The organism is Streptomyces sp. CO7, from assembly GCF_053474865.1.
In genome coordinates this window covers 480,486-491,789 of record NZ_JBRIOU010000005.1, presented here as the reverse complement: position 1 = coordinate 491,789, position 11,304 = coordinate 480,486, and the positions used below count along the sequence as shown (strand labels likewise).

General features: G+C 71.4%; 10 protein-coding genes. 4 read left to right on the top strand and 6 right to left on the bottom strand.

Annotated features, from left to right (window positions below):
• From ACOV8S_RS20710 to hrcA, 3 genes are all read right to left on the bottom strand, one after another.
• On the bottom strand, positions 1-457 hold a 457-nt coding region (locus tag ACOV8S_RS20710), incomplete at its 3' end, for an RsmE family RNA methyltransferase (protein WP_448319282.1).
• Positions 458-545: 88 nt separating this feature from the next.
• Entirely contained in the window at positions 546-1,688 is a 1,143-nt protein-coding gene (dnaJ, locus tag ACOV8S_RS20705; RefSeq protein WP_448319281.1) for a molecular chaperone DnaJ, read from the bottom strand.
• Positions 1,689-2,705, bottom strand: coding sequence for a heat-inducible transcriptional repressor HrcA (gene hrcA, locus ACOV8S_RS20700; RefSeq protein ID WP_448319280.1), 1,017 nt, complete (start codon positions 2,703-2,705; stop codon positions 1,689-1,691).
• Positions 2,706-2,864: 159 nt separating this feature from the next.
• Here hrcA and ACOV8S_RS20695 point away from each other — a divergent pair, with 159 nt between their 5' ends.
• Positions 2,865-3,620, top strand: a complete 756-nt coding sequence (locus tag ACOV8S_RS20695; RefSeq protein ID WP_448319279.1) for an MBL fold metallo-hydrolase — start codon at positions 2,865-2,867, stop codon at positions 3,618-3,620.
• A 58-nt stretch (positions 3,621-3,678) separates the two neighbouring features.
• Positions 3,679-4,491 carry a DUF3097 domain-containing protein gene (locus ACOV8S_RS20690; protein ID WP_448319277.1) on the top strand — a complete coding sequence of 271 codons (813 nt, stop codon included), beginning with the start codon at positions 3,679-3,681 and terminating at the stop codon, positions 4,489-4,491.
• On the opposite strand, the gene ACOV8S_RS20685 is transcribed toward ACOV8S_RS20690, so the two are convergent.
• The 3 genes from ACOV8S_RS20685 to rpsT form a co-directional block, all read right to left on the bottom strand.
• Positions 4,469-5,047 carry a Uma2 family endonuclease gene (locus ACOV8S_RS20685; protein ID WP_448319276.1) on the bottom strand — a complete coding sequence of 193 codons (579 nt, stop codon included), beginning with the start codon at positions 5,045-5,047 and terminating at the stop codon, positions 4,469-4,471. The two genes, ACOV8S_RS20690 and ACOV8S_RS20685, sit on opposite strands and share 23 nt — an antisense overlap.
• A 114-nt stretch (positions 5,048-5,161) precedes the next feature.
• Complete coding sequence (hemW, locus tag ACOV8S_RS20680; protein WP_448319274.1) at positions 5,162-6,394, bottom strand: radical SAM family heme chaperone HemW; 1,233 nt, start codon at positions 6,392-6,394, stop codon at positions 5,162-5,164.
• Between the two features lie 274 nt (positions 6,395-6,668).
• A complete protein-coding gene (gene rpsT, locus ACOV8S_RS20675) occupies positions 6,669-6,935 on the bottom strand; it encodes a 30S ribosomal protein S20 (RefSeq protein ID WP_351114517.1) in 267 nt (88 codons plus the stop codon).
• A 235-nt stretch (positions 6,936-7,170) separates the two neighbouring features.
• On the opposite strand from rpsT, the gene lepA reads away from it, so the two are divergent.
• Positions 7,171-9,045, top strand: coding sequence for a translation elongation factor 4 (gene lepA, locus ACOV8S_RS20670; RefSeq protein WP_448319271.1), 1,875 nt, complete (start codon positions 7,171-7,173; stop codon positions 9,043-9,045).
• Between the two features lie 315 nt (positions 9,046-9,360).
• Complete coding sequence (locus tag ACOV8S_RS20665) at positions 9,361-11,232, top strand: AMP-dependent synthetase/ligase (RefSeq protein ID WP_448319269.1); 1,872 nt, start codon at positions 9,361-9,363, stop codon at positions 11,230-11,232.
• Positions 11,233-11,304 lie beyond the last annotated feature (72 nt).

Sequence of the window (11,304 nt, the reverse complement as noted above, 5' to 3'; positions counted from 1 at the left end):
CCGCGACCTCGGGGAACCGCGTCCGCCGCGACTGCTTGCCCGCCTCCCGCGCGGTGGCCCGCCACTTGGCCAGCGCCTTGGCGCCCCGCTCGCCCTTCCACTGCGTGATGCACCGCGCCGCGGACCAGGGGACGATCGCGTCCACCCCGGTCTCGGTCATGGTCTCCACCGCCAGCTCGCCCCGGTCGCCCTTGGGCAGCGCCTGCACCACCGTGATGCGCGGGCTCGGCACGGGCTCCTCGCGGACCTCCGCGAGCCCGCCGACGACCAGCCGGTCCTTGCCCTCGGCGGCCTCGACGACGCCCTCGGCCCAGTGGCCCCGGCCGTCGGTGAGCACCACCGCCTCGCCCGGCTGGAGCCGCTTGACCGACACGGCGTGCCGGCCCTCGGGGCCGTCCAGGAGATACGTGGACCCGTGCGGCGACAGCTCGTCGACGACGAAGACGGGGGCGGTCAACTACGCCTCCAGGCGCGGTGGTCGAAGCAGGAAATGAACGGGAGCCGCCGCGGACCGCACCGGTCCGCGACGACCCCCGAGGGGCGCCTCAGCGCCCGTTGAACGCGTCCTTCAGCCGGGAGAACAGCCCCTGCTGACCGGGCTGGAACTGCCCGGTGGGCCGCTCCTCCCCGCGCAGCTTGGCCAGTTCGCGCAGCACCCGCTCCTGCTCCGGGTCCAGCTTCGTCGGCGTCAGCACCTCGACGTGCACGATGAGGTCGCCGCGCCCGCCGCCGCGCAGGTGGGTGACGCCGCGCCCGTGCAGCGGGATCGACTGCCCGGACTGCGTGCCGGGACGGATGTCGACCTCCTCGCGGCCGTCGAGCGTCTCCAGCGGCACCTTGGTGCCGAGCGCCGCCGCCGTCATCGGGATCGTCACCGTGCAGTGCAGGTCGTCCCCGCGCCGCTGGAACGTCTCGTGCGGCAGCTCGTGGATCTCGACGTAGAGGTCGCCCGCCGGGCCTCCGCCCGGGCCGACCTCGCCCTCGCCGGCCAGCTGGATCCGGGTGCCGTTGTCCACGCCGGCGGGGATCTTCACGGTCAGCGTCCGGCGCGAGCGCACCCGGCCGTCGCCCGCGCACTCGGGGCACGGGTTGGGCACGACCGTGCCGAAGCCCTGGCACTGGGGACAGGGCCGCGAAGTCATGACCTGGCCGAGGAAGGACCGCGTCACCTGGGACACCTCGCCGCGGCCGCGGCACATGTCACAGGTCTGCGCGGAGGTGCCGGGGGCGGCGCCCTCGCCGTGGCAGGTCTTGCAGACCACGGCCGTGTCGACCTGGAGTTCCTTGGTGGTCCCGAAGGCCGCCTCGGTCAGCTCGACGTCCAGCCGGATCATGGCGTCCTGGCCGCGGCGGGTCCGCGAGCGCGGTCCGCGCTGCGATGCCGTGCCGAAGAAGGCGTCCATGATGTCGGAGAAGTTGCCGAAGCCGCCGGCCCCGAAGCCGCCCGCACCCGCGCCGGCGCCGCCGGCCTGGGAGAGCGGGTCGCCGCCGAGGTCGTAGACCTGCTTCTTCTGCGGGTCCGAGAGCACCTCGTAGGCGGCGTTGATCTCCTTGAACCGCTCCTGCGTCTTCGGATCGGGATTGACGTCCGGGTGCAGCTCGCGGGCGAGCCTCCGGAACGCCTTCTTGATCTCGTCCTGGGACGCGTCGCGGCGCACGCCGAGTACGGCGTAGTAGTCCGTGGCCACTTACGACTCCGCCAGGATCTGTCCGACGTACCGTGCCACTGCGCGTACTGCTCCCATCGTTCCCGGGTAATCCATGCGGGTCGGTCCGACCACGCCGAGCTTGGCGACTGCCTCGCCGCCCGAACCGTAGCCCACCGACACGACGGACGTGGAGTTGAGTCCCTCGTACTCGTTCTCATGACCGATACGGACGGTCATGGCCGAATCCTGAGCCTCCCCAAGGAGCTTGAGGAGCACGACCTGCTCCTCGAGCGCCTCCAGGACGGGCTGGATGGTGAGGGGAAAATCATGTGTGAAGCGGGTCAGGTTGGCGGTGCCGCCGATCATCAGCCGCTCCTCGGTCCGCTCGACGAGCGTCTCCAGCAGGGTGGAGAGCACCGAGGCGACCGTCCCGCGGTCCTCCTGCTCGAAGGCCTCCGGCAGGTCCTGCACCAGCAGCGGGACGTCGGTGAACCGGCGCCCGGTGACCCGGCTGTTGAGCCGGGCGCGGAGGTCGGCGAGGGTGTTCTCGCCGATCGGGGCGGGGCAGTCGATCAGGCGCTGCTCGACCCGGCCGGTGTCGGTGATCAGCACCAGCATCACCCGGGCCGGCGCGAGCGCCAGCAGCTCCACGTGCCGCACCGCCGAACGCGTGAGCGACGGATACTGGACGACCGCGACCTGCCGGGTCAGCTGCGCCAGCAGCCGCACCGTGCGGGCCACCACGTCGTCGAGGTCGACGGCGCCGTCCAGGAAGTTCTGGATGGCGCGCCGCTCGGGCTGGGTCATCGGCTTCACGTCGGCCAGCCGGTCGACGAAGAGCCGGTATCCCTTGTCGGTGGGGATCCGCCCCGCGCTGGTGTGGGGCTGGGCGATGTAGCCCTCCTCCTCCAGCGCGGACATGTCGTTGCGCACCGTCGCGGGGGACACACCGAGGTTGTGCCGCTCGGTGAGGGCCTTGGAGCCCACCGGCTCCTCGGTCCCGACGTAGTCCTGGACGATGGCGCGCAACACCTGCAGCCTGCGTTCACTCAGCATCGCGCACACCTCCGGATGTCGGCTCGGCCTCACCGCTTCTGCCCCTTGCGTCGACTGGCACTCGGCTTCCGCGAGTGCCAGTCATTACCAGTCAGTGTACGGCCGGAGGGTACGGCGCGGGCAAGGGCGGTCGCAGGGCGGTCCCGATAGCGTCGCCCCATGAGCGTGACGTGGGAAGCCCCTGGTGGAGGGGAAAGTCTCGGCTGGGAGGCCCTGGCCCCCGGCGTGGGGCGGCTGCGGCTGCCCGTCTGGGACTGCACGGTGGGCCTGGTGGCCGGCCCCGGCGGGGCGTTGCTGGTGGACGCGGGCTCGAGTGTGGCGGAGGGCACGCGGATCCGCCAGGAGGCCGAGGAACTGCTGGGGGAAGGGCGGCGCATCACGCATGTGGCCCTCACCCATCCTCACTTCGACCACGTGTTCGGCGCCGGGGTGTTCGCGGGCGCGGAGGTGCACGCCGTGGTCGGCTGCGGCGCGCTGCTGGCCTCCGCCGAGGGGCGCGACGCGCTGCGGGCCGACGCGGTGGCGAACGGGCTGACCGCCGAGGCCGCGGACACGGCGCTGGAGTCGCTGACCGTGCCGCGGCACGAGGTGCACCACGACCACGTGCTGGAGCTGGGCGGCGGCGTCCGCCCGGTGCTGACCGCCATGGGGCCGGGCCACACCGCCCACGACCTGGCGGTCCTGGTGCCGGGTCCGCGCCCGGTGGTGTTCTGCGGCGACCTGGTCGAGGAGTCCGGTCAACCGCAGGCCGGTGAGGACGCGGTGCCCTCCCGCTGGGCGGCGGCCCTCACCCGGCTGCTGGAGCTGGGCGGCGAGGACGCGCTCTACGTGCCCGGGCACGGGGCGGTGGTGGACGCCGCGTTCGTCCGGCGGCAGCGGGAGGAACTGTCCCGGAGGTTCGGCACGGCCTGGTGACGGTGCGGGAGGGCGTGTCGCCTGGGCGAGCCCCGCCGTTTCTCCTATCGTCAGCCGAATGCGCCAGTACTCCTCCGACCTCACGCCGTCGTGGAAGAAGCCCAAGCCGGTACCCGAGGTGCCCGCGGAGCCCGGTCTGGTCGTGGAGGACCCCGCCACCGGGTTCTGCGGCGCCGTGGTGGGCTGCGAGGCCGGCACGGTCACCCTGGAGGACCGGCACGGCAAGCACCGCGTCTTCCCGCTGGCCCCGGCCGCCTTCCTGCTGGAGGGCCGACCGGTGACCCTGGTCCGCGCCGCCGCGGCCGCCCCGAGGCGCCCCTCGCGCACCGCCTCCGGTTCCGTCGCGGTCCCCGGCGCGCGGGCACGGGTGGCCCGCGCGGGGCGCATCTACGTGGAGGGGCGGCACGACGCGGAGCTGGTCGAGAAGGTGTGGGGCGACGACCTGCGCGTCGAGGGCGTGGTCGTGGAGTACCTGGAGGGCGTGGACGACCTGCCGGCCGTGGTCGAGGAGTTCGCCCCGGGCCCCGACGCCCGGCTGGGCGTCCTGGTCGACCACCTGGTGCCCGGCTCCAAGGAGTGGCGCATCGCCGAGGCAGTCACCAGCGACCACGCCCTGGTGGTAGGCCACCCCTACATCGACATCTGGCAGGCCGTGAAGCCCTCCGCCCTGGGCATCGAGGCCTGGCCGGTGATCCCCCGCGGTCAGGACTGGAAGACCGGTGTCTGCCGCGCCCTCGGCTGGCCCGACAACACCGGCGCCGCCTGGCGCCACATCCTCTCCCGCGTCCGTGACTGGAAGGACCTGGAGCCGGAGCTCCTGGGCCGCGTCGAGGAACTGATCGACTTCGTCACGGCCTCGAGTGAGGCCTGACCCCCTCGTACGCCCCGAAGGCTCCCGTCTCCAGCTCGATCCCCAGCGGGCCCACCGGCAGCGGATCGCCGAACTTGGTGATCCGCTGTACCTGGTAGTCGGCGTCCTCGCCCTGTCCTGCCGGCTCGGTGTACAACACGCAGTGCGCCATGACCGGATCGATGATCAGGTAGCCCGGCACCCCGCCGGCCGCGTAGATCAGCCGCTTGACACCGTAGTCGCGGTCGACGCTGGTCCGGGAGACCACCTCGACCACCAGCGTGATCAGGTGCGACGGCAGCAGCCGGCCCGATGCCGGGCCGCGCCCCGCCTCGAGAACCACCAGATCGGGCACCGGCTCGCTGGCCTCCCCGACGATGTCCACGTCCTGCGTCTGCAGGCGTTCCCATCGGGTGCGGGGGATCTGGTCCTGCACCTCGGTGACGATCCGGTTGTGCACCAGATCGGGGCCGGCCATCATCACGATGTCCCCCCGCAGAAGCTCCGCCTTGGCGCCTTCGGGCGGTTCGAAGTCCGCGAAGAAGTCGGCCATCCCTCGCTCGTCCACAGCGGTCATCTCCGTGAGCCTCCCGGTCCGCCGCGTCGCGCACTGTCAGCGGCAGCTTACGAACAGCGTAGGCACGGGAGGGGCCGAACCGCACGGAGTCACTCGCACGAGTGGCGGGCCCGCTCAGTCCACCAGGTCCCGGACCACCGCGTCGGCCAGGAGGCGGCCGCGGAGGGTGAGGGCGGCGCGGCCGGCGGCGAAGGACTGCGGGCGCAGCAGGCCGTCCGCGAGGGCGCGGTCGGCGGCGGCGCGGCCGGCCGGGCGCAGGAGGTCCAGCGGGACCCCGTCCACCAGCCGCAGCTCGAGGAGGATGCGCTCGACGCGCCGGTCCTCCGCGGAGAGCAGCTCGCGCCCGGCGCCCGGGGAACGCCCCTCGGCGAGGGCCGCGGCGTAGGCGCCGGGGTGCTTCACGTTCCACCACCGCACGCCCCCGACGTGGCTGTGCGCGCCCGGTCCGGCGCCCCACCAGTCGGCGCCGCGCCAGTACAGCTCGTTGTGCAGGCAGCGGGCCGCGTCGGAGGCGGCCCAGTTGGAGACCTCGTACCAGTCGAGCCCGGCCTGCGAGAGCATCTCCTCGGCGATGAGGTAGCGGTCGGCGTGCACGTCGTCGTCGGTCATCGGGACCTCGCCGCGCTTGATGCGGCGGGCCAGCCCGGTGCCGTCCTCGACGATCAGCGCGTACGCCGAGACGTGGTCGGGACCGGCGCCCAGCGCGGCCTCCAGCGAGGCGCGCCAGTCGTCGTCGGACTCCCCCGGCGTGCCGTAGATCAGGTCCAGGTTGACGTGCTCGAACCCGGCCGCGCGCGCCTCGGCGACGCACTGCTCGGGGCGGCCCGGGGTGTGGGTGCGATCGAGGATCCGCAGCACGTGGGGGCGGGCGGACTGCATGCCGAAGGAGATCCGGTTGTAGCCGCCCTCACGCAGCTCGGCGAGGTAGGCCGGGTCCACGGTCTCCGGGTTGGCCTCGGTGGTGACCTCTGCGTCCTCGGCGAGGCCGAACTCCTGGCGGACCGCGTCCAGCATCCGCACCAGGTCGCGGGCCGCCAGCAGGGTGGGGGTGCCGCCGCCGACGAAGACGGTGCGCACCGGGCGGGGGTCGTCGCCCAGCACCTTGCGGGCCAGGCGGACCTCCTCGGCGAGGGTGTCCGCGTAGTTGTCGCGGGAGGCGAGCACGCCGCCGCTGCCGCGCAGCTCGGTGGCGGTGTAGGTGTTGAAGTCGCAGTACCCGCAGCGGGTCGCGCAGTACGGGACGTGCAGGTAGAACCCGAGGGGGCGCTCCGGGGCGCCCTCGAGGGCGGAGGCCGGCAACGCGCCGTCGGCGGGGACGGGCTCGCCGTCGGGGAGTGCGGAAGGCATGGGGACCATTGTCCCCCACCCGCGTCGTTGCCCGGGAGGACCGCCGGCCCCCGGAGGACCGTGCCCGGGAAGACCGACGCCCCGGCCTCCGGACCGCCTGGGGAAGGCGGCACGAGGGCCGGGGCGCTGAAAAGGGTGCCGGGTCCGTACCCGCGTGGCGAACGCAGGCCGCGTACGGACCCTTGGTGCCGGTCGGGAGCGGATGAGAGAGGGCCCGCTCTGGGTCCTACCGGCGGTCGTTCAGTCGTTCAGATCACAAACGGACCGGGGCGGTTCAGCCCTGGAGGCCGGCGACCTTGGAAGCAAGCGCCGACTTCTTGTTGGCGGCCTGGTTCTTGTGGATGACGCCCTTGGAGACGGCCTTGTCCAGCTGACGCGCAGCGGCGCGCTGGTACTCGGTCGCCTTCTCGGTGTCACCCGCGGCAGCGGCCTCGCGGGCCTTGCGGATCGCGGTCTTCAGAGAGGACTTGACGGCCTTGTTGCGCAGCCGGGCCTTCTCGTTGGTCTTGTTCCGCTTGATCTGGGACTTGATGTTCGCCACGAAGGAGCCTTTTCAGGTTCTTGGCACACGAGGCCGAGGCCTCGCGGGCCGTGTGATTTTCTTGGGTGAGCCTCCGCGCACAGGCATGACACGCGGGCGTGGAGACACAGCCACCCAGGCTACCAGTCGCCCGACGAGCGGCCCAAACCCGTCACAGGGGCCGGGCCATGGGACGATGGAGGCTGCGTACAGATCCGACCCGAGGCATAAGGCGCCTCAAGAGACAGGACCCTGCGTGCCCGCGACCCCTAACAATGTGCCCGAGCCGAGCCGTACCGACCCGGCTCTGATCCGCAACTTCTGCATCATCGCGCACATCGACCACGGCAAGTCCACGCTCGCCGACCGGATGCTCCAGCTGACCGGCGTCGTCGAGCAGCGGCAGATGCGCGCCCAGTACCTCGACCGCATGGACATCGAGCGTGAGCGCGGCATCACGATCAAGTCCCAGGCGGTGCGTCTGCCGTGGGCCCCGAGGAACGGGGCGCAGCAGAACCCGACGCACATCCTGAACATGATCGACACCCCCGGGCACGTCGACTTCACCTACGAGGTGTCCCGGTCCCTGGCCGCCTGCGAGGGCACCGTCCTGCTCGTCGACGCCGCCCAGGGCATCGAGGCGCAGACGCTCGCCAACCTGTACCTGGCGATGGAGAACGACCTCGCGATCATCCCGGTGCTGAACAAGATCGACCTGCCGGCCGCGCAGCCCGAGAAGTTCTCCGAGGAGCTCGCCAACCTGATCGGCTGCGACCCCTCCGACGTGCTGAAGGTCTCCGCGAAGACCGGTGTGGGCGTCGAGGACCTGCTGGACCGCGTGGTCGAGCGCATCCCGGCCCCGGTCGGCGTCAAGGACGCCCCGGCCCGCGCGATGATCTTCGACTCGGTCTACGACTCGTACCGCGGCGTGGTTACCTACGTCCGTGTGATCGACGGCCAGCTCAACAAGCGCGAGCGCATCCGGATGATGTCGACCGGCGCCACGCACGAGCTGCTGGAGATCGGCACCAACTCGCCCGAGATGCTGCCGGCCGACGGCCTGGGCGTCGGCGAGGTGGGCTACCTGATCACCGGCGTGAAGGACGTCCGCCAGTCCAAGGTCGGTGACACGGTCACCACCCTGAACAAGGGCGCCACCGAGGCGCTGGGCGGCTACAAGGACCCGAAGCCGATGGTGTTCTCGGGCCTGTACCCGCTGGACGGCTCGGACTACCCGCTGCTGCGCGACGCGCTGGACAAGCTGCAGCTCAACGACGCGGCGCTGGTCTACGAGCCGGAGACGTCCGCGGCCCTGGGCTTCGGCTTCCGCGTCGGCTTCCTCGGCCTGCTCCACCTGGACGTGATCCGCGAGCGCCTGGAGCGCGAGTTCGGCCTCGACCTGATCGCCACCGCCCCCAACGTGGTCTACCGCGTGGTCATGGAGGACGGCAGCGAGCACGTCGTCACCAACCCGAGCGAGTTCCCCGAGGGCAAGATCAACGACGTGTACGAGCCGGTCGTGCGCGCCACGATCCTCGCGCCGTCGGAGTTCATCGGCGCGATCATGGAGCTGTGCCAGACCCGTCGCGGCACGCTGCTCGGCATGGACTACCTCTCCGAGGACCGCGTGGAGATCCGCTACACGCTGCCGCTCGCGGAGATCGTCTTCGACTTCTTCGACCAGCTGAAGTCCAAGACCCGCGGCTACGCCTCGCTGGACTACGAGCCCACCGGCGAGCAGACGTCCAGCCTGGTCAAGGTGGACATCCTGCTGCACGGCGACAAGGTGGACGCCTTCTCGGCGATCACCCACAAGGACGCGGCGTACGCGTACGGCGTGCGGCTGGTCGCCAAGCTGCGCGAGCTCATCCCCCGGCAGGCCTTCGAGGTGCCGATCCAGGCCGCCGTCGGCTCCCGGGTGATCGCCCGCGAGACCATCCGGGCCATCCGCAAGGACGTCCTCGCCAAGTGCTACGGCGGTGACATCTCCCGGAAGCGGAAGCTGCTGGAGAAGCAGAAGGAGGGCAAGAAGCGGATGAAGATGGTGGGTTCCGTGGAGGTCCCCCAGGAGGCGTTCATCGCCGTGCTCTCCAGCGACGACAGCGCGTCGTCCGGCAAGGGGAAGAAGTAGGCCGGAAGTGGACCGGGAGTCCGCCCAGTTGCGGACACCGGAGTCCCGCCGGAAGGGCCCGTCGCGTCGCCGCGGCGGGCCCTTCGGCGTCGCGCGGCCGGAAGAACTGCGCAAATGCCTGCCCGTAGCCTCTTACATACCGCAGGGTCGGCCCTTACCCTGATGCCGTCTCCTCAGTTACTCGCGAGTTAAGCAGGGACACGCGAGGCCGTTCAGCCGTTCATCAGCCAGCAGCAAACCAGCCAGCCGCACCAGCAGCCGTCAGTAGTGGCCGAGCCGGCCGCACGTACTGCGGGCGGGCCCCGGAGGATTGTCGTGAGCGACACACAGACCCTGATCGATAACCGTCCGCCGAGTGTGGCGAACCTGTTCCTGGAGCGCGTGGAGGCCACGCCCGACACCGAGGCGTACCGCTACCCGGTGCCGTCCGCCGGGCAGGGCCCCGACGAGTGGACGTCGCTCAGCTGGAAGCAGTCCGCCGACCGCGTGTTCTCCATCGCGGCGGGCCTGATCGACCTGGGCGTCGCCCCGGAGGAGCGGGTGGCGCTGGCGGCGGCGACCCGCGTCGAGTGGATCCTCGCCGACCTCGGCATCCTCTGCGCGGGCGCGGCCACCACCACGGTCTACCCCTCGACCAACGCCGAGGAGTCGGCGTTCATCCTCTCCGACTCCGGCAGCAGGGTGCTGATCGCCGAGGACGCCTCGCAGGTGGCCAAGGCGCTGGAGAAGAAGGACGAGCTGCCCTCGCTCACCCACATCGTGGTGATCGACCCGGCGGGCGTGGAGACGAACGGGACCGTCCTGACGCTGGAGGAGCTCGAGCGGCGCGGCGCGGCCCGTCTGGAGAAGTCCCCCGAGCTGGTCAAGGAGCGGGTCTCCGCGATCACCAAGGACCAGCTGGCCACCCTGATCTACACCTCCGGCACCACCGGCCGCCCCAAGGGCGTGCGCCTGCCGCACGACAACTGGTCGTACATGGCGAAGGCGATCGCCGCCACCGGCCTGGTCACCACGGAGGACGTGCAGTACCTGTGGCTGCCGCTGGCGCACGTCTTCGGCAAGGTCCTGCTCTCCAGCCAGATCGAGGTCGGTCACGTCACCGCCGTCGACGGCCGGGTCGACAAGATCATCGAGAACCTGCCGGTGGTGCGGCCGACCTACATGGCGGCCGTCCCCCGCATCTTCGAGAAGGTCTACAACGGCGTGGCCGCCAAGGCCCGCGCGGGCGGCGGCGCCAAGTACAAGATCTTCCGGTGGGCGGCCGGGATCGCCCGCGAGTACGGCAAGGCCACCCAGGAGAACTACCGCCGCACCGGCAACGCGACCGCGCCGTTCGGTCTCTCCCTCAAGCACGAGGTCGCCGACCTGCTGGTCTACAAGAAGATCCGTGAGGCCTTCGGCGGCAACCTGCGCGCCTGCATCTCCGGCTCGGCGGCGCTCGCCCCGGAGATCGGCTACTTCTTCTCCGGCGCCGGCGTGCACATCCTGGAGGGCTACGGGCTCACCGAGTCCTCGGCCGCCTCCTTCGTGAACCCGGGCGAGGCCTACCGCACCGGCACGGTGGGCAAGCCGCTGCCCGGCACCGAGGTCCGCATCGCCGACGACGGCGAGATCCTGCTGCGCGGCCCCGGCATCATGCAGGGCTACCACAACCTGCCGGACAAGACCGCCGAGGTCCTGGAGGAGGACGGCTGGTTCCACACCGGCGACATCGGCGAGCTCTCCACCGACGGGTACCTGCGGATCACCGACCGCAAGAAGGACCTGATCAAGACCTCGGGCGGCAAGTACATCGCCCCGGCCGAGGTCGAGGGCCAGTTCAAGGCCATCTGCCCGTACGTCTCCAACATCCTGGTCCACGGCGCCTCGCGGAACTACTGCACGGCGCTGATCGCCCTGGAGGAGGCCGCCCTGATGGGCTGGGCCGCGGAGAACGGGCTGGGCGGCAAGTCCTACGCGGAGGTCGTCGCCGCGCCGGAGACGGTCGCCATGGTCGAGGGCTACGTGAAGCGGCTCAACGAGGGCCTGCAGCGCTGGCAGACCGTCAAGCAGTTCCGCCTCCTGCCGCGTGACCTCGACGTCGAGCACGGCGAGATCACCCCGAGCCTGAAGCTGAAGCGGCCGGTGGTGGAGCGGGAGTACGCGCACCTCATCGAGGAGATGTACGAGGGCGCGCGCGAGGCGTGACGCACCAGGCATGACGCGCCAGGCATGACGCGCGAACGGCGGCGGGCCACCGGGGATACCTCCCGGTGGCCC